The sequence below is a fragment of the Arthrobacter sp. P1_D4 genome (assembly GCF_056406115.1).
Map to the genome: position 1 here is coordinate 83,973 of NZ_JBFUAU010000008.1, position 18,708 is coordinate 102,680.

Consider the following 18,708-nt stretch of genomic DNA (forward strand, 5'->3'; position numbering starts at 1 on the left):
CACACCGGAGTGGTGTCATTCAACGAAGAAGGAGCCGGCCGTGCTGGTATTACTAGGATTCGCCATGATCGCGGTATTCATGGTGCTGATCATGACGAAGAAGTTGACGCCGGTGCTGGCGCTCATCATTGTTCCCACAGTCTTCGGGCTTTTCGCCGGCGCGGGCCTCGGCATCGGCCCGATGGTCATGGACTCCATGAAATCCATGACCTCCACCGCCGCGCTGCTGATGTTCGCGATCATCTACTTCGGGCTGATGATCGACGTCGGGCTCTTTGACCCCCTGGTCCGGTTCATCCTGCGAAAGCTCGGCAACGATCCCGCCAAGGTGGTCCTGGGCACGGCCATCCTCGCGGCAGCGGTCTCCCTCGACGGCGACGGCTCCACCACCTTCATCCTCACCACAGCGGCGATGCTGCCGGTCTACCTGCGGCTGAAGATGAGCCCCGTGGTCCTGACCTGCGTGGCCGGCCTGGCCAACGGCACCATGAACATCCTGCCCTGGGGCGGCCCCACCGCCCGCGCCGCCTCCGCGCTGAAGCTCGACGTCAACGATGTCTTCGTGCCCATGGTCCCGTCCCTCATCGCAGGGCTCATCGTCGTGCTGGTCTTCTCCTGGCTGCTCGGCCTGCAGGAACGCAACCGTCTCCGCGCCGTCGCCCCCGAGATCTGGGGCGTCCCGGACACAGCTGCAGCCTTCGACGGCGATGCAGACGGCGCAGCCGGCGGCACCGCGGCCGGCGGTACCGGAATCCGCCGCGGCCGCAAGGGCCCCGGAGCCTCGCCCGCCGGGCTCTCCCCGGAAGGATCGTCCGTTGCAGTGCTGGAGCGCGCCGATTCCTTCGTTGACGACCGCGACTCCGCCATGGCCGACACCGCCCTGGACCCCAACCGCAAGACCCTCCGTCCCAAGCTGTTCTGGTTCAACCTCGGCCTCACGGTCGCGGTCATGGCGACGCTCGTCGCCAACGTCATTCCGCTCCCGTTCGTCTTCATGGTCGGCGCCGCCATCGCCCTGCTGGTCAACTTCCCCAAGGTCAAGGACCAGAGCGCCCAGCTGATCGCGCACGCTCCCTCGATTGTCGCGGTCGTCAGCATGGTCATGGCCGCCTCGGTCCTGACCGGCGTCCTCAACGGCACGGGCATGGTCAAGGCCATGTCGGAATGGCTGGTCCAGATCATCCCGTCGGACATGGGTCCGCTGATGGCCGTGATCACCGGTGTCCTGAGCATCCCGATGACGTTCTTCATGAGCAACGACGCCTTCTACTTCGGCGTCCTGCCGGTCCTGAGCGAAACGGCGGCCCACTACGGCGTCAGCGCCGCCGACATGGCCCGCGCTTCCATCACCGGCCAGCCCTTCCACCTGCAGAGCCCCCTGGTCCCCGCCATCCTGCTCCTGGTCTCCCTCGCGAAGGTGGACCTGGGCGACCACCACAAGAAGGTCCTGTGGCGCACGGCCGTGATCTCCCTGGTGATGCTCGGAGTAGGAGTGCTCACCGGAGCCATCGGCATCGGCTAACAAACCAAGGAGCACCACAAATATTGATAGCGAGGCTGTCGGGTTCGGAGATTTTCCGGACCCGACAGTCCCGTTTGGTGAGGGAGGCTCGTCCGGCCKGGCGCCGGACGGCGGCAGGGAGTTCAGACACGTAGACTGGGACGGAAAATTATCCATACCTTGCAGGGGAGATCCATGGCTGCGATCAACCGCGACGACGTCGCGCATCTCGCGCAACTCGCGCACATCGAGATGAGTGCTGAAGAGCTGGACAGGATGGCCGGCGAACTCGCCGTCATCGTGGATTCAGTGAAGTCCGTCAGTGAAGCCGCCGGTGATGACGTCCCGGCCACGTCCCACCCGATTCCGCTGACCAATGTGTTCCGCGAGGACGTCGTGGGCCACACGTTTACGGCCGAGCAGTCCCTCTCCGGTGCCCCCGACGCGTACGAAGGCCGTTTCAAGGTCCCGGCAATCCTGGATGAGGACTAAGACCATGACTGAGAACAACGAACTGATCCGCCTCTCCGCCGCCGCGCTCGCCGAGAAGCTGGCCGCCCGCGAGATCACCGCCGTCGAGGTCACCCAGGCCTACCTGGACCGCATCGCCGCCGTCGACGGCAAGGTCCACGCCTTCCTCCACGTCAACGCCGACGAGGCGCTCGCCGTCGCCGCCGAAGTGGATGCGATCCGCGCCGCCGGCGGTGCCGCCGCCGAAGAGCTCCACGTCCTCGCGGGCGTCCCGATCGCCGTCAAGGACCTCATCGTCACGATCGGCCAGCCCACCACGGCCGGCTCGAAGATCCTCGAAGGCTGGCACAGCCCCTACGACGCCACCGTCGTCGAGCGCCTGCGCGCCGCCAAGATGCCGATCCTGGGCAAGACGAACCTCGACGAATTCGCGATGGGCTCCTCCACCGAGCACTCGGCCTACGGGCCCACGCACAACCCATGGGACCTGGACCGCATCCCGGGCGGTTCCGGCGGCGGCTCCGCTGCCGCCGTCGCGGCCTTCGAAGCCCCGCTGGCCCTCGGCACGGACACCGGCGGATCCATCCGCCAGCCCGGCGCCGTCACCGGCACGGTCGGCGTCAAGCCCACCTACGGCGGCGTTTCCCGCTACGGTGCCATCGCCATGGCCTCCTCGCTGGACCAGATCGGGCCGGTGTCCCGCACCGTGCTCGACTCGGCCCTGCTGCACCAGGTGATCGGCGGGCATGATCCGCGCGACTCCACCTCGCTGCCGGACCCGCTCGAGGACCTCGTGGCCGCGGCCCGGACCGGCAACGTCGAGGGCATGAAGATCGGCATCATCAAGGAGCTGCACGGCGAGGGATACCAGGCCGGCGTCGAGAACCGCTTCAACGAATCCCTCGAACTGCTCAAAGGCGCGGGCGCCGAGATCGTCGAGGTCTCCTGCCCCAACTTCAAGTACGCCCTGGGCGCCTACTACCTGATCATGCCGTCCGAGGCTTCCTCCAACCTGGCCAAGTTCGACGGCGTCCGCTACGGCCTGCGGGTCCTGCCCGAACAGGGACCGCTGACCATCGAGCGGGTCATGGGGGCCACCCGCGCCGCCGGCTTCGGCGACGAGGTCAAGCGCCGCATCATCCTGGGCACCTACGCCCTGAGCGCCGGCTACTACGACGCCTACTACGGCTCGGCCCAGAAGGTGCGCACCCTGATCCAGCGCGACTTCGACGCCGCCTTCGAAAAGGCCGACGTGCTGATTTCCCCGACGGCGCCGACCACGGCGTTCAAGCTCGGCGAGAAGCTCAACGACCCGCTGGCGATGTACCTCAACGACGTCGCCACCATCCCGGCGAACATGGCCGGCGTCCCCGGCCTCTCCCTGCCCGGCGGCCTGGCCGACGAGGACGGGCTGCCCGTCGGCATCCAGCTCCTGGCCCCGGCCCGCCAGGACGCCCGCCTGTACCGCGTCGGCGCGGTCCTGGAATCCCTGCTCGAGGCGCAGTGGGGCGGCCCGCTGCTGGACAAGGCCCCCTCGCTCACTGATTCTGCCGTTTCAAGCCACGGAGGCTCACACTAATGACTGACGCAACCCTCAGCTTTGAAGAGGCGATGGACAAGTACGATCCCGTCCTGGGGTTCGAGGTCCACGTGGAGCTCAACACCAAGACCAAGATGTTCTCCTCCGCGCCGAACGTCTTCGGCGACGAGCCGAACACCAACGTCAACGAGGTGGACCTCGGCATGCCCGGCGTGCTGCCGGTGGTGAACAAGACCGCGATCGAGTCCTCGATCAAGATCGGCCTGGCGCTGAACTGCAAGATCGCCGAGAAGTGCCGCTTCGCCCGGAAGAACTACTTCTACCCGGACACCCCGAAGAACTTCCAGACCTCCCAGTACGACGAGCCCATCGCGTACGACGGCTACCTGGACATCGAGCTCTCCGACGGCACCGTGTTCCGGGTTGAGATTGAACGCGCGCACATGGAGGAGGACGCCGGCAAGCTGACCCATATGGGCGGCGCCACCGGACGCATCCAGGGCGCGGACTACTCCCTGGTGGACTACAACCGTTCCGGCGTGCCGCTGGTCGAGATCGTCACCAAGCCGATCGAGGGCGCCGGCAGCCGCGCCCCCGAACTCGCCAAGGCCTACGTGGCCGCCGTCCGCGAGATCGTCAAGAACCTCGGGGTCTCGGACGCGAAGATGGAGCGCGGCAACGTCCGCTGCGACGCCAACGTCTCGCTGCGCCCGCACGGCCGCGAACGTTTCGGCATCCGCTCGGAGACCAAGAACGTCAACTCGCTGCGCGCCGTCGAACACGCCGTCCGCTACGAGATCCAGCGGCACGCCGCCGTGCTGGACTCCGGCGAGCCGGTCATCCAGGAAACCCGCCACTGGCACGAGGACACCCGGACCACGACGTCGGGCCGGGCCAAGTCCGACGCCGACGACTACCGCTACTTCCCGGAACCTGACCTGGTCCCGATCACCGCGTCCCGCGAATGGGTCGAGGAGCTCCGGGCCACCCTGCCCGAGCCGCCGGCCGCGCGCCGCAAGCGCCTGCAGGCGGACTGGGGCTACTCGGACCTGGAGTTCCGCGACGTCGTCAACGCCGGCGTCATGGACGAGATCGAGGAAACCATCGCCGCCGGCGCCACCGCCACCGTGGCCCGCAAATGGTGGATGGGCGAGATCGTCGGCCGCGCCAAGAACGCCGACGTCGATCCCGGCCAGCTCGGCGTCAACCCGGCCACCATCGTGGAACTGAACAAGATGGTGGAGGACGGCAAGATCAACAACAAGATGGCCTCCGAGGTCCTGGACGGCGTGCTGGCCGGCGAAGGCACTCCGGCGGAAATCGTCGAGAAGCGCGGCCTCGCCGTGGTCTCCGACGACGGCCCGCTCCTGGAAGCGATCGACGCGGCCCTCGCCGCGCAGCCCGGCGTCGCGGACAAGATCCGCGGCGGCAAGATCCAGGCGATCGGCGCCATCGTCGGCGCTGTCATGAAGGCCACCCGCGGGCAGGCCGACGCCGGCCGCGTCAAGGAGCTGATCCTCGAGCGCCTCGGCGTCGAGGGCTAGCCCCTAGCCGCCCACTAAATCGGTCATGATGGTCTGCAATGCTTCGCAGACCATCATGACCGATGTGCGTTTAAGGTTCTCCGGCCGGGCCAGGACGTCGATCCGGCGCCGGGTGCTGATGCCCTCCAGCGGCCGCAGCACAATGTCCGGGTTCAGCACAGGCCGCGCGGTGTGCCGCGGCAGCAGGCCGATCACGCCGCCGGCCGCCACGAGCGCCGCCACAGTTGAGTAGTCGTTGATGCGGTGCACGATGTTCAGCTCACGGCTGGAGACCGCCGCGAGGGCGGAGAGCACGTCGGCGGGGGAGTAGCCGGCGCGGCTCGTCACCCACGGTTCGCCCACGACGTCGTCCGCCGTCACCGCGCGCTGGCCGGCCAGCCGGTGCCCGGCGGGCAGTGCCACGTCCAGCGGCTCGTGCGCGAGCGGGATCACCGCGACGCGTTCCTCGGGCCAGCGCGGGCTGTGGTCCATCCGGTGCGCCAGGACCAGGTCGTACCGCGCCGTCAGGGCGGCAAAATCCTGCTGGGCGACGTCCTCGTCGGAGAGCAGGATCCGCGGCTGGCCCGGGCCGTCCAGCAGCCGGGCCAGCGGTGCGAACAATGCCTGCCCGGCGCTGTGGAAACCGCTGAGCGTCACCGGCGCCACCGGTGAGCCGTGGTAGGCACCGATCGCCATCTTCGCATCCGCCATCGCGCTGACCACCGCGGCCCCGGCGTCCGCCAGCACCTGGCCGGCCTCCGTGAGCACCAGGTTCCGGCCCTCCTTGCGGGTCAGCGGCACCTCCACAGTCTTCTGCAGCGCGGCCAGTTGCTGGGACACCGCCGACGGCGTTACCAGAAGGGTTTCGGCGACGGCCTTGACGCTGCCCAGAGCTCCGAGTTCGCGCAACATCTCCAGCTGGTGGATTTCCATGCCAGCCATTCTATGCAACAGTGATTGCTAATTCGTCGATTGAGAAAAATTCGGTTGTGCTAATGCTTTCTGGTGGGTCTAATGGGGTGAGTTGTCCCACACGCCCGCCCCGCATGCGGAAACAGAACACGCGGAACAGAACGCGCGGAGCAGGACCCCAAAAGCACAGTTAGGAAGGCCCATGAAGGCTCTCTACAAGGCCGGCGCCCACGCAGGATTCGAGCTCGTGGACCGCCCCGAGCCCCAGACCGGGCCCGGCGACGTCAAGATTCGGGTCATGACCACGGGCATCTGCGGCACTGACCTGCACATCCAGGCCTGGGACGCCTGGGCGCAGGGCATCATCAACGCCCCCCTGATCGCCGGCCACGAGTTCTACGGCGAAGTCGTCGAGACCGGCGAGGACGTCCTGGACGTCAAGGTCGGGGACCGGGTCTCCGGCGAGGGCCACATCGTCTGCGGGATCTGCCGTAACTGCCGCGCCGGCCGCAAGCAGATGTGCATCAACACCGTCAGCGTCGGCGTCCAGCGCGACGGCGCCTTCGCCGAGTACGTCGTGATCCCCGAGACCAACGTCTGGGTCCACCAGGACCCCTCCGTCACCCCGGAACTCGGTGCCATCTTCGACCCCTTCGGCAACGCCGTCCACACCGCCCTGAGCTTCCCGCTGGTCGGCGAGGACGTGCTGATCACCGGCGCCGGACCCATCGGCCTGATGGCGATCGCCGTCGCCCGGCACGCGGGCGCCCGCAAAATCGCGATCACCGACGTCTCCGCGCCCCGGCTGGAACTGGCCCGCAGGCTCGGCGTCGACCTCGCGATCGATGTCTCGAAGATGCGGGTCAAGGACGCCCAGCGCGAACTCGGCATGCGCGAAGGCTTCGACATCGGCATGGAAATGTCGGGACACCCCACCGCGCTGCCTGAGATGATCGACAACATGAACCACGGCGGCCGGATCGCGATGCTGGGACTGCCCAGCCAGTCCATCGACATCAACTGGGGCAAGGTGGTCACGCACATGCTGACCATGAAGGGCATCTACGGTCGCGAAATGTTCGAGACCTGGTACGCGATGAGCGCCATGCTCTCCTCCAACCCGGCCCTGCACGCGAACATCTCGGCCGTGGTCACGGACACGCTGCCGGCCACCGACTGGGAAAAGGGTTTCGAGGTGGCCCGCGCCGGCGTCGGTGGCAAGGTGGTCCTCGACTGGACCGTTTTCTAGGTCCCTTTCCCCGATCGCGCGCTTCCGGGCTCCTGCCAGACGCCGCCTTCCACGCACAGCATTCCGCCCCCGCATCCAACCAGCCGAGGAGCCAACCCATGTATTCAGCCATCAAGGACCAGCTGCAGCACGAACTCGATGAGATCCGCAGCGCCGGTCTGTTCAAGACCGAGCGGCATATCGACTCGCCGCAGGCCAACCGCATCAAGGCCGGGCAGATCGGCGAGTCCGGCGCCGACGTGCTGAACTTCTGCGCCAACAACTACCTGGGCCTCGCCGACCACCCGGACATCATCGCCGCGGCGAAGACCGCCATGGACGAGCGCGGCTTCGGCATGGCCAGCGTCCGCTTCATCTGCGGCACCCAGGACCTGCACCTGGCACTGGAAAAGCGCGTCTCGGCGTTCCTCGGCACCGAGGACACCATCCTGTTCTCCAGCTGCTTCGACGCCAACGGCGGCGTATTCGAGTCCCTCTTCGGCCCGGAAGACGCAGTCATCTCGGACGCCCTGAACCACGCGTCCATCATTGACGGCATCCGGCTCTGCAAGGCCCAGCGCTTCCGCTACGCCAACCAGGACATGGCGGACCTCGAATCGAAGCTGATCGAGGCCACCACGCAGGAGAACCCGGCCCGCCGCAAGATCATCGTCACGGACGGCGTCTTCTCGATGGACGGCTTCCTGGCCCCGCTCGAAGCGATCTGCGACCTCGCCGATAAGTACGACGCCCTGGTCATGGTGGACGATTCCCACGCAGTGGGCTTCATGGGCGCCACCGGTGCCGGCACGCCGGAACACGCCGGCGTCTCGGACCGCGTGGACATCTACACCGGCACCTTCGGCAAGGCCCTCGGCGGCGCCTCCGGCGGCTACGTCTCGGGCCGCGGCGAGGTCGTGGCGATGCTCCGCCAGAAGGCCCGCCCCTACCTGTTCTCCAACTCGCTGGCCCCGGCGATCGTCGCGGCCACGCTCAAGGCCCTGGACCTCGTGGAAAACTCCGGCGAACTGCGCGGCAAGCTCTTCGCCAACGCTGAACTCTTCCGGAACCGCATGAGCGAGGAAGGCTTCGACCTGCTCCCCGGCGAGCACGCCATTGTCCCGGTAATGTTCGGCGACGCCGTCATGGCGGCCAAGGTGGCCGACGCCATGCTCCACAACGGCGTCTTCGTCACGGCGTTCAGCTACCCGGTGGTGCCCAAGGGCGCCGCCCGGATCCGCGTCCAGCTCTCCGCCGCGCACAGCGCCGACGACGTCGAAGCCTGCGTCCAGGCGTTCGTGCGCAGCCGCGCAGCAGTGGCAGCAGCCTAGAGCGCCTGATCGCCGAGGCCGGGCCCCCGCATTCAGCACGGGTCCGGCCCGGCGCCAGGAGCCCGGCCCTGCCCGGCCCTGCCCGGCCTTGCTCGTTCATCCAGGCTTCCTCCACGTGCTGGTCCGCGGGACAAGTCCAGCTTCGGCAGCGAGGACTGGACATAATGCCACTATGTCCAATGGCCACGACCAAGGAGGGGCATGTCCCGGGCCTGCCCGCCGCAACGAGGGACATGTCCAGCCGTGCGGACCACGGAAGAGCATGTCCCGGGCCGGCCCGCAGCAAGGAGGGACATGTCCAGTCGTGCGGACCACGGAGGGGCATGTCCCGGGCCTGCCCGCCGCAACGAGGGACATGTCCAGCCTTGCGGACCACGGAAGAGCATGTCCCGGGTCTGCCCGCCGCAACGCGGGACATGTCCAGCTCCGGCAGCGAGGACTGGACATAATGCCACGATGTCCAATGGCCACGACCAAGGAGGGGCATGTCCGGGTCTGCCCGCCGCAACGAGGGACATGTCCAGCCGTGCGGACCACGGAAGAGCATGTCCCGGGGCGGCGTGCACAATTTATCCAAGCAACCAGAATTCCAAGAAGGTCGCCGCCAAACTCGGAATCGTGGAGACGGCATGTGCCGAGAACACCGTGAGTCACTGGACATTTCAACGCCCTGGCACCCAACAACGCCGCTGGTGATGACTGTGGGACCCGATTCACGCCGCTCGCCCGGGCGCAGGTTGCGGCAAACGCCGTATAGCCGGACGTGATCACCTGACCCGACAATCTGCAAGGATGGGATCATGTCAGCTCATTACGATGTCGTAATTGTCGGCGGCGGGATCGCCGGCCTGTCCCTTGCCTCCGCCTTGGCCGGGCACTGCAGCGTGGCCCTGATCGAAGCCGAGCAGACCCTGGCGTACCACACCTCGGCCCGCTCGGCCCGGCAACTGATTCCCAGCTACGGCCCGCCTGTGGTTCAGGAGCTCACCGTCCGGACGCTCGACCTCATCGCGGCCCAGGACGCCGAACGTCCGGAACCGGTGCTCACCCCGCGCAGCTTCATGCTGATCGGGGACGACGCCACCGTCCGGGCGGAGGCAAGCGGACACATGCAGCGGATCACCCACGCCGAGGCACTGGACCTGTGCCCGGCCCTGGTCCCGGATTCGTTCAGCGCCGCCGGGCTGGACACCGGATCCTTCGCCTGCAACGCCCCCGTGCTGCTCGAGGACCACCGGCGGCTCGCCGTGGCCGGCGGCGTGGACATCATTACCGGCGCCAGGGTCCATTCGGCTCAGCGCCTGGGCACCGGCTGGGAACTGGGCGCCGGGCAGGAAGGCTTCCAGTCCGCCGTCGTGGTTAACGCCGCCGGTGCCTGGGCCGACGAGCTCGCCGTCCTCAGCGGCGTCGAGAAGCTGGGCCTGCAGCCGTACCGGCGCACCGCGGCGATCGTCGACGTCGATAATCCGCTCCCGGAAGCCTGCCCGATGGTGGCGGCGGCCGATGACAGCTTCTACTTCCGGCCCGATAACGGCCAGGTCCTGATCTCACCCGCGGAGCACGTGCCGAGCGGACCCGAGGACGCCCGGCCCTATCCCGGCGACGTCGAACGGGTCATCGCCCGGCTCAACGAGATCACGACGCTCGGGATCCGGAACGTCCGCACCGCCTGGACGGGGCTGCGGACGGAGGCGGCCGACGGCGTCCCGGTGGTGGGGTTCGACGCCGAGGCCACCGGATTCTTCTGGCTCGCCGGTCAGGGCGGGTACGGATTCCAGACATCATCCGGCGTCGCGGAACTGGCCGCCGGACTGATCCTCGCCGGCCAGGGCTCCGCCCCGGCCCTGACCCCGGGTGTCTCCCCGGCTATGTCTCCGTCCACCGAGGCCAGTCCGGCATCCCGGACAGCGGAGGCGCTGGCCGCGACCCGCTGGTCCATCCGGCGCTGAAGAATGGATCCATGAGCACCCTCATCACCAATATCGCCGAACTGATGACCCAGGACGCGGAACACCGCGTCCTCCGTGACGCGGCGGTGGTGATCGAGGGGGAGCGGATTTCCTGGCTCGGGCCCGCGGCCGGCGCCCCGGCCGCGSACGAACGGGTGGATGCCGGTGGCCGGGCGCTCCTGCCGGGCTGGGTCGACTCCCACACGCACCTGATCTTCGCGGGGGACCGCACTGCCGAGTTCGAGGCCCGGATGGCGGGAGAGAGCTACAGCGCCGGCGGGATCGCCGTCACCACTGGCGCCACCCGGAGCACGAGCGACTTCGACCTGACCCGGCTCGCGATGGGCCGCGTCGCGGAGGCCGTGTCGCAGGGCACCACCTACCTGGAGACCAAAACCGGCTACGGCCTGGACCTCGAGAACGAGGCCCGCAGCGCCCGCATCGCCTCGACCGTGGCGGACGAGGTGACCTACCTGGGGGCGCACCTTGTGCCCGCCGGGATGGACGCGGAGGAATACACGGAGCTGGTCTGCGGGCCGATGCTCACCGCAGTCCGGCCCTACGTCCGCTGGGCCGACGTCTTTTGCGAGCAGGGCGCGTTCAACGAGGACCAGTCCCGCCGGGTGCTCCTGGCCTGCAAGGCCGCCGGGCTGGGACTGCGCGTCCACGGCAACCAGCTCGGCGAGGGCCCCGGAGTCCGGCTGGCGGTGGAAGTCGGCGCCGCCAGCGTGGACCACGTGAACTACCTGTCGGCCGCGGACGTCGACGCCCTCGCCGCGAGCTGGTCCGGCTGGGACGCCGCCGGCGGCAGCGGCACCCCTGGATCCGGGCAGCGCGGCACGGTTGCCACCTGCCTGCCGGCCTGCGATCTTTCCACCCGGCAGCCGCTGGCCCCCGGCCGGGAGCTGCTCGACGCCGGTGTGCAGCTGGCGCTGGCCTCCAACTGCAACCCCGGCACGTCCTACACCAGCTCCATGGCGTTCTGCGTCACCACCGCCGTGCTGCAGATGCGGCTCAGCGTCCACGAGGCGGTGCGCGCCGCGACCTACGGCGGCGCGCTGGCCCTGGGCCGGGAGTCCGGGAACGACGCCGACGGCGCACGCGCGGTGGGCTCGATCGCCGTCGGGCACCGCGCGGACCTGCACCTGCTCAACGCCCCTTCCGCCACGCACCTGGCCTACCGGCCCGGCATCCCCCTGACGCACGCGGTGTGGCGCGCCGGTGTAGCGCAGCCGGTCCGTTAGCCCTAGAACATCATGGGCGGTGCGTCGAGGACGGTCTCGTCCACGCGCCTCTTCTCCCACTGCGTGAAGGGCTTGTCGAGCTCGTACTTGCCGTGCGAGGTGCGCAGTAGGGTTCGGACCTCGGCGTTCTCGGGGTTGTTCAGGGACTCGAAATATTCCACCGACCAGTGGAACCAGCGCATGCAGAACAGCCGCATGGTCAATCCGTGCGTCACGAACAGCGCGTTCGGGGCATAGCCGGGCCGGGACCAGTGCCGGTGCAGGGTTTCCATGAAGGAAGAAATCCTGTCATATACATCGGAACCGGACTCGCCCTCGCGGAAGCGGTAGAAGAAGTGCCCGTAGGCGTTGCGGAGCTCTTTCTGGTCCTCGATGTCGCCGGCGATCTGAAAGTTGGCCCAGTCCTGTTCGCGCAGCCGCGGTTCCTCGATCACCCGCTCCACGAGCGGGCCGAGATTCAGCGCCTCGAGGGTCTGGTAGGCGCGCAGGTAGGGGGAGACGTAGACGCACACCGGGCGGCCGTCCAGCTGGCGCCGGACCTCCTCCCCGGCCGCGGTGGCCTGCTCCAGGCCCAGCGCGGTCAACGGGATCCGGTAGTCCGGAACACGGTTGTAGATCGAGGTGTCGGCATTGGCGGCAGACTGGCCGTGCCGGATCATGATGATTTTCCGGGGCGCACTCATAATCCCCAAGCATAGGGCTCCTAAAAGCAGGTGCCGCAGGCAAAACCCCGTTCGGCCGGTACCACGCGGGCACCAGCAAACTATCGGCAAGTGCAGGCAAGATAGAACCATGTTGGTTCCCTCCCGCCGTCGGCTGCGGTTCGAAGTGTTGATTGTCCTGGGGTTGTCGCTCGGGCAGTCCGCGATCTATTCCCTGGTGCAGTTGCTGGACAAGATGACCACGGCGCCGCTGGCCCAGGGGACATCCACCCTGAACCGCTCACAGAGCGCACGCGAATACTTCGACCTCACCTACCAGTTGCTGGACATCATCTTCGCCCTGGTCCCGGTGGCCCTCGTGATCTATTTCCTCACCGAGCACTGGCCGGCCGGTGAGCGCGGAACCTCGGCGTTCCGAAGGATCGGCTTCGACTTCGCCCGGCCCGGCAAAGACCTCCTGCAGGGGCTCGGACTAGCTGCGCTCATCGGCATTCCGTCCCTGGGGCTCTACGCCGTCGGCCGGGCGCTGGGGATCACGACGGCGATCATCCCCAGCGCCCTGGACGCGTACTGGTGGACCGTGCCGGTGCTGGTCCTGTCCGCGATCCGGCACGCGGTGGTCGAGGAAGTGATTGTGGTGGCGTACCTGCTGGACCGGCTCGGGAAACTGGGCTGGAGCGTGCCGGCGGCCATCGCCGCCAGCGCCCTGCTCCGCGGCAGCTATCACCTGTACCAGGGGTTCGGGCCGTTCATCGGCAACGCGGTGATGGGCGTGGTCTTCGCGCTCGTCTACACGCGGACCAAACGGGTGATGCCGCTGGTGATCGCCCACGCCATCCTGGACACTGTGGCGTTCGTGGGGTTCAGCCTGTTCGGCAGGGCCGTGGGCCTGGGCTGATGGCGTTGCCCGTACAGCCGGCGCCATCGGCAGGCCTTAAATGATCTCGGCCGCCGTCTCCTAGGTGACAACGTTGGCACCTAAGAGATGGCGGCCGAAGCGTGGGGCAGGTGGAGCGTTAGATCGTGACCGCTCCGGAGGCGGTCTCGAAGGTGACAGAGAGGATGCCGGGAGTCCCGTGCGGCGCGATCCAGTTCACGGCGACGTCTTCCAGCGGCTTTTCAACCGGTTCGCCCAGCCACTCCGTGACGCGCGCGGCCGAACCGGCAATGGTCAGTGCGGACATCTTGACATCGCTCGCGTAGGCGTTGGACGGGTGCAACTCCGGGTCGCCCTCCCACTTGAGCATGTACGGCACCTGGGGGTCGGCGATGAGCCCCAGGATGCCGATCTGCTTCCAGATCAGTTCGCGGCCGTCGGGAAACTTCCGGTTGCCGTTGACGGCGGCGCGGCCGAGCCGCTCCTCGAACGGGGCCAGGTCGTCAACCTCGACGCACCAGCCCATCCAGCCGCCGCCGGCCTCGGAGCGTGCCCGGACGGCCTGGCCGAACGGGGCCTTGTCGGAGGCCGGGTGGTTCAGGACCTCCACGACTTCCAGGTACTTGTGTCCCGCGAGCGGGATAATCATGTTGCGTGTCCCGAAACGGGGGTGCACTCCACCCTTCACGGCTTCAACGCCGAGGGCAGACGCAATACGTTCAGTGGTGGCTGCCAAGCCATCGTGTTCACAGGCGTAAGAAACGTGATCCATGCGCATGCCATCATCTTGGCACTTTGTGATGGACCTCTCAGCTTAGGCTCCCCTAACCGTCATGGGACGTCCCGGGGCGCCGAACGCGGCGCCCCGGATGCTCCGTCACGGCAGCCCTCTTCATCTTCGTCACAAAGCTATCCAGGGCTCCGCCGCCATTCCTACACTGAAGCCAGGTCATGAGTGCCAGCGCACAGCCCCGGCTTGCTGGCCGGCAACCCTCGTATCGCGGTGGGGTGCCCCGGGTGAAGACCTGGCCGTCCGGCGCCCGCCGGAGGGCAAGCGCGGCGCCTGTTCCGGTTCGGGCCGAAAGCCCCGGCCGGTGCTGTGCCCAGTGACTCGAGGAGCACCAATGTCCAATGCCTGGTCCTTTGAAACCCGCCAGATCCACGCCGGCCAGGAGCCGGACAGCGCCACCGGCGCGCGTTCCCTGCCCATCTACCAGACGACGTCGTTCGTGTTCCCCAGCGCCGAAAGCGCCGCGAACCGCTTCGCGCTCGCCGAGCTCGCGCCCATCTACACCCGGATCGGCAACCCGACCCAGGACGCCGTCGAACAGCGCGTCGCCAGCCTGGAAGGAGGCCTCGCGGCGCTGCTGCTCAGCTCCGGCCAGGCCGCCGAGACGTTCGCGATCCTCAACATCGCCGAGGCCGGGGACCATGTGGTGGCCAGCCCCAGCCTCTACGGCGGAACCTACAACCTGCTCGCGCACACGCTGAAGAAGTTCGGCATCTCCGTGACCTTCGTGGCGGACCCGGACAACCTGGACCAGTGGCGGGACGCCGTCCAGCCCAACACCAAGCTGTTTTTCGGCGAAGTGGTCTCCAACCCCCGCCAGGACGTCCTGGACATCGAGGGCGTCTCCCGCGTGGCGCACGAGGCCGGCGTGCCGCTGGTGGTCGACAACACGCTCTCCACCCCCTACCTGATCCGGCCGATCGAGTGGGGCGCGGACATCGTGGTCCATTCGGCCACCAAGTACCTCGGCGGGCACGGCGCCGCAATCGCCGGCGTGATCGTGGACTCCGGCAACTTCGACTTCGGGAAAGACCCGGAGCGGTTCCCCGGCTTCAACACCCCGGACCCCACCTACAACGGCCTGGTTTACGCCCGCGACCTCGGAGCCGACGGCGCGCTGGGCGCGAACCTCTCCTACATCCTCAAGGCCCGGGTCCAGCTCCTGCGCGACCTCGGCTCCGCGGTGTCCCCGTTCAACGCCTTCCTCATCGCCCAGGGCATCGAAACGCTGAGCCTGCGCGTCGAGCGCCACGTGGCCAACGCCACGAAGGTGGCGCAATGGCTGGAGGGGCGGGACGACGTCGAATCGGTCGCCTACGCCGGGCTGCCGTCCAGCCCCTGGTACGAGCGCGGCCGCAAGTACGGGCCCAAGGGGACAGGCGCCGTCGTGGCGTTCAACATCGCCGGGGGAGCGGAGGCCGGCAAGCGGTTCGTCGATGCCCTCGAACTGCACTCGCACGTCGCGAACATCGGCGATGTCCGGTCGCTGGTGATCCATCCGGCGTCGACCACCCACAGCCAGCTCTCGCCCGAACAGCAGGTGATCGCCGGGGTGAATCCCGGGCTGGTGCGGCTTTCGGTGGGACTGGAGCATATTGACGACATCCTGGCGGACCTCGACGCCGGATTCCGCGCGGCCAAGACCGCCTAGACGGAAGCCCACGCGGAATTTCCCCACCTTGCTGGCATGACGCCGGGAATCGCCGGCACTTCGGCGCGACCCGCCGGTCACGGCTGTCAAAGGTGGGGAAACTGCGGTGCTGACGGGTCCGGCTGTCACATGGAAGTCATAATCTTCGTGATTTCCGCACCCTGTTTCGTAGACTCGTACCAGGTCATGAGTGCCAGCGACAGCCCCGGCTTGCTGGCCGGCAACCCTCCTTTTGCGGCGGGGTGCCCCGGGTGAAGACCTGGCCTGCCGGTCAGCTGACGGCGGGCAAGCGCGAAGATAGGTCCTCACATGACGATTGCCGTCACCCGCACGGGTGTTCCCGAAACCAAACCATCCCGGACCCCTGACGGGACCGTCCAGTTCGTCAGGATCGGTGATCTGCAGCTCGAATCCGGGACTCCGTTGCCGGATGTGGTGCTCGCCTACGAGACGTGGGGGACCCTGAACGCGGACGCCTCCAACGCAGTGCTCATTGAACACGCCCTGACCGGCGACACACACGTGACCCGCGGCGAGAGCGGGGAGCCCGGCTGGTGGGAACAGCTCGCCGGACCCGGGGCTCCCGTGGACACGGACAAGTACTTCGTCGTTTCGATCAACATCCTGGGCGGCTGCTACGGATCCACCGGACCTTCCACCCCGGCCCCCGACGGGCGCCCCTGGGGATCGCGGTTCCCGCTGGTCACCCTGCGGGACACCGCCGCCGCCGAGGCGCGGCTGGCCGATGCCCTGGGCATCGGCAGCTGGTACGCGGTGCTGGGCGGCTCGCTCGGCGGCGCGCGGGCCCTTGAATGGGCCGTCACGTTTCCCGGCCGGGTCCGGCGCTGCGCCGTGATTTCCGTCGGCGCCAGCAGCACTGCCGAACAGATTGCCTTCGCGCAGGCACAGACGCTGGCCATCCGCCAGGACCCCCACTTCAGGGGCGGGGACTACTACGGCGGCCCGGAACCCGAGTCGGGGCTCGCCCTCGCCCGCCGCATCGCGCACATCACCTACCGCTCAGCGGCCGAACTGGACGGCCGGTTTGGCCGCAACGCCCAAGAGTCCGAGACGCCCCTGGAAGCCGGATCGCTGGCCGGACGCGGGCGCTATCAGGTGGAAAGCTACCTGGACCACCAGGGCAGCAAACTGGCCCGGCGTTTCGACGCGAACAGCTACATCGCGATCACCGAAGCCCTCATGAGCCACGATGTCTGCCGGGGGCGCGGAGGTCTCGGGGAGGCACTGGCCCCGGCCACCGCAGAATTCCTGGTGGCGGCCGTGGACTCGGACCGCCTGTATTTCCCGGCCCAGTCCCGTCAACTGGCAGAGGCCCTGCCGGGCGGCCCGGAACTGCATATCATTCAAGCGCCAATCGGCCACGACGGCTTCCTGACCGAAATCGGCCAGCTCAGCGGGCAGCTCCGGGAGACCTTCTTCAGCCACTAGGCCGGCCCGCTTGTGCATTTTTGCAGATGCGCTCTGCACTAATGGCCGTTGAGGCTGAGGGCCGGAGCGTCCATACTCATGGGGAATGACGCCCTGTGCCCTAAATCACAAGCGTCCTCAGTCCAATGGTCCACAGGGTGTCGATGGAGACGCCGAAGGAGTCACGATGAGTACGGAAAACGCCGCAAGGCGCGCTGAAGAAACCGACGTCAAAACGTCCGGCCTGAAGAAGGTGGTGGCGGCCTCCATGGCCGGCACCGTGGTTGAGTGGTACGAGTTTTTCCTCTACGCCTCCGCCGCCACCCTTGTGTTCGGCAAGCTGTTCTTCCCGAACACCGGTTCGGAACTGGATGGCATCCTCGCCGCTTTCCTCACCTACGCGGTCGGCTTCATTGCCCGCCCGATCGGCGGCATCGTCTTCGGCCACTTCGGCGACAAGTTCGGCCGCAAGCAGTTGCTCCAGCTGAGCATCATCCTTGTCGGCGTTGCCACCTTCGCCATGGGCTGCCTGCCCACCTTCGCGCAGATCGGCTACTGGGCCCCGGCCCTGCTGGTCTTCCTGCGCTTCGCCCAGGGCTTCGCCGTTGGCGGTGAATGGGGCGGCGCAGTCCTTCTCGTCGCCGAACACAGCCCGAGCAAGTCCCGCGGATTCTGGGCAAGCTGGCCGCAGTCGGCGGTTCCGATGGGCAACCTCCTGGCCACGGCTGTCCTCTTCACCCTTTCCGCCACGTTGTCCTCCGCCGACTTCCTCAGCTGGGGCTGGCGCGTAGCCTTCTGGCTCTCCGCCGTGATCGTGCTGGTCGGCTACTACATCCGCACCAAGGTCCAGGACGCCCCCATCTTCCTGGAGGCCCGCAAGGAGGTCGAGGCCGGCCACAAGGGCTACGGCGTGGCCGAGGTCTTCCGCCGCTACCCGCGCGGCGTCTTCACCGCCATGGGTCTGCGCTTCGCCGAGAACATTCTCTACTACCTTGTGGTCACCTTCTCGATCACTTACCTGAAGGTCATCGTCCAGACGGACACCTCGCGGATCCTGCTGCTGCTGCTTGTGGCGCACATCGTCCACTTCGCCGTGATCCCGATGGTCGGCAGGCTCTCGGACAACGTCGGCCGCAAGCCGGTCTACATGGCCGGCGCCATCCTCGGCGGAACGTGGGGATTCTTCGCGTTCCCGATGATGGACACCAAGAACGACCTCGTCATCCTCGCTGCGATCACCATCGGCCTGCTGTTCCACTCCCTGATGTACGCCGGCCAGCCGGCGCTCATGGCCGAAATGTTCCCGACCCGGATGCGCTACTCCGGCGTCTCGCTGGGCTACCAGGTCACCTCGATTGTGGCCGGTTCGCTGGCTCCGATCATCGCCGTCGCGCTCCTGGGCCAGTACAAGTCCTCGGTCCCGGTCGCCATCTACCTCCTCGGCGCCTGTGTGGTCACCTTGGTTGCGGTGTTCTTCCTTAAGGAAACCCGCGGCATCTCGCTCCGCGACGTCGACGCCGCCGACGCCCAGGGCACCGCTGACCTCCTCGCCGCCAGCAAGAAGTAACAACGAATTAGCACGGCAACAGCCCGGGTCCCGC

At 67.6% G+C, this 18,708-nt stretch carries 15 protein-coding genes and 2 riboswitches; of the genes, 12 read left to right on the forward strand and 3 right to left on the reverse strand.

Annotation, left to right across the window (positions count from 1 at the left end; all coding sequences use genetic code 11):
* Positions 1-40: 40 nt before the first annotated feature.
* The 4 genes from AC1D0A_RS09065 to gatB all read left to right on the forward strand — a co-directional run bounded on the left by AC1D0A_RS09065 (position 41) and on the right by gatB (position 5,056).
* Positions 41-1,522 carry a CitMHS family transporter gene (locus AC1D0A_RS09065; protein WP_243179655.1) on the forward strand — a complete coding sequence of 494 codons (1,482 nt, stop codon included), beginning with the start codon at positions 41-43 and terminating at the stop codon, positions 1,520-1,522.
* 174 nt (positions 1,523-1,696) lie between these two features.
* Positions 1,697-1,993 carry an Asp-tRNA(Asn)/Glu-tRNA(Gln) amidotransferase subunit GatC gene (gene gatC, locus AC1D0A_RS09070; protein ID WP_026537696.1) on the forward strand — a complete coding sequence of 99 codons (297 nt, stop codon included), beginning with the start codon at positions 1,697-1,699 and terminating at the stop codon, positions 1,991-1,993.
* Between the two features lie 4 nt (positions 1,994-1,997).
* Complete coding sequence (gene gatA / locus AC1D0A_RS09075) at positions 1,998-3,551, forward strand: Asp-tRNA(Asn)/Glu-tRNA(Gln) amidotransferase subunit GatA (RefSeq protein ID WP_079551532.1); 1,554 nt, start codon at positions 1,998-2,000, stop codon at positions 3,549-3,551.
* The gene (gene gatB, locus AC1D0A_RS09080; RefSeq protein WP_476945640.1) at positions 3,551-5,056 is read left to right on the forward strand and encodes an Asp-tRNA(Asn)/Glu-tRNA(Gln) amidotransferase subunit GatB; all 1,506 of its coding nucleotides are present in this window, start codon (positions 3,551-3,553) and stop codon (positions 5,054-5,056) included. The genes gatA and gatB overlap by 1 nt, the downstream gene beginning before the upstream one ends.
* 3 nt (positions 5,057-5,059) lie before the next feature.
* Here gatB and AC1D0A_RS09085 read toward each other — a convergent pair whose 3' ends face one another.
* Positions 5,060-5,968, reverse strand: coding sequence for a LysR family transcriptional regulator (locus AC1D0A_RS09085; RefSeq protein ID WP_476945641.1), 909 nt, complete (start codon positions 5,966-5,968; stop codon positions 5,060-5,062).
* A gap of 181 nt (positions 5,969-6,149) precedes the next feature.
* Here AC1D0A_RS09085 and tdh point away from each other — a divergent pair, with 181 nt between their 5' ends.
* From tdh to AC1D0A_RS09105, 4 genes are all read left to right on the forward strand, one after another.
* Positions 6,150-7,196, forward strand: a complete 1,047-nt coding sequence (gene tdh, locus AC1D0A_RS09090; protein ID WP_476945642.1) for an L-threonine 3-dehydrogenase — start codon at positions 6,150-6,152, stop codon at positions 7,194-7,196.
* A gap of 98 nt (positions 7,197-7,294) precedes the next feature.
* A complete protein-coding gene (locus tag AC1D0A_RS09095) occupies positions 7,295-8,506 on the forward strand; it encodes a glycine C-acetyltransferase (protein WP_243179652.1) in 1,212 nt (403 codons plus the stop codon).
* Between the two features lie 800 nt (positions 8,507-9,306).
* Complete coding sequence (locus tag AC1D0A_RS09100; protein ID WP_476945643.1) at positions 9,307-10,455, forward strand: NAD(P)/FAD-dependent oxidoreductase; 1,149 nt, start codon at positions 9,307-9,309, stop codon at positions 10,453-10,455.
* 11 nt (positions 10,456-10,466) lie between these two features.
* Positions 10,467-11,699, forward strand: coding sequence for an amidohydrolase family protein (locus AC1D0A_RS09105; protein WP_476945644.1), 1,233 nt, complete (start codon positions 10,467-10,469; stop codon positions 11,697-11,699).
* 2 nt (positions 11,700-11,701) lie between these two features.
* Here the strand turns inward: AC1D0A_RS09105 and AC1D0A_RS09110 are convergent, their stop codons facing one another.
* A complete protein-coding gene (locus AC1D0A_RS09110) occupies positions 11,702-12,382 on the reverse strand; it encodes a histidine phosphatase family protein (RefSeq protein WP_028278302.1) in 681 nt (226 codons plus the stop codon).
* Between the two features lie 109 nt (positions 12,383-12,491).
* Here AC1D0A_RS09110 and AC1D0A_RS09115 point away from each other — a divergent pair, with 109 nt between their 5' ends.
* Positions 12,492-13,259 carry a CPBP family intramembrane glutamic endopeptidase gene (locus AC1D0A_RS09115; protein WP_476945645.1) on the forward strand — a complete coding sequence of 256 codons (768 nt, stop codon included), beginning with the start codon at positions 12,492-12,494 and terminating at the stop codon, positions 13,257-13,259.
* 118 nt (positions 13,260-13,377) lie between these two features.
* Here AC1D0A_RS09115 and AC1D0A_RS09120 read toward each other — a convergent pair whose 3' ends face one another.
* Complete coding sequence (locus AC1D0A_RS09120) at positions 13,378-14,016, reverse strand: VOC family protein (protein ID WP_243179648.1); 639 nt, start codon at positions 14,014-14,016, stop codon at positions 13,378-13,380.
* A 169-nt stretch (positions 14,017-14,185) separates the two neighbouring features.
* Positions 14,186-14,301, forward strand: a riboswitch (SAM riboswitch).
* 61 nt (positions 14,302-14,362) lie between these two features.
* Here AC1D0A_RS09120 and AC1D0A_RS09125 point away from each other — a divergent pair.
* The 3 genes from AC1D0A_RS09125 to AC1D0A_RS09135 all read left to right on the forward strand — a co-directional run bounded on the left by AC1D0A_RS09125 (position 14,363) and on the right by AC1D0A_RS09135 (position 18,674).
* Positions 14,363-15,679, forward strand: a complete 1,317-nt coding sequence (locus AC1D0A_RS09125) for a bifunctional o-acetylhomoserine/o-acetylserine sulfhydrylase (protein ID WP_028278300.1) — start codon at positions 14,363-14,365, stop codon at positions 15,677-15,679.
* A gap of 182 nt (positions 15,680-15,861) precedes the next feature.
* Positions 15,862-15,977, forward strand: a riboswitch (SAM riboswitch).
* 11 nt (positions 15,978-15,988) lie between these two features.
* Complete coding sequence (metX, locus tag AC1D0A_RS09130; protein WP_243179646.1) at positions 15,989-17,128, forward strand: homoserine O-acetyltransferase MetX; 1,140 nt, start codon at positions 15,989-15,991, stop codon at positions 17,126-17,128.
* 166 nt (positions 17,129-17,294) lie between these two features.
* Complete coding sequence (locus tag AC1D0A_RS09135; protein WP_028278299.1) at positions 17,295-18,674, forward strand: MFS transporter; 1,380 nt, start codon at positions 17,295-17,297, stop codon at positions 18,672-18,674.
* The last annotated feature ends 34 nt before the right edge of the window (positions 18,675-18,708 follow it).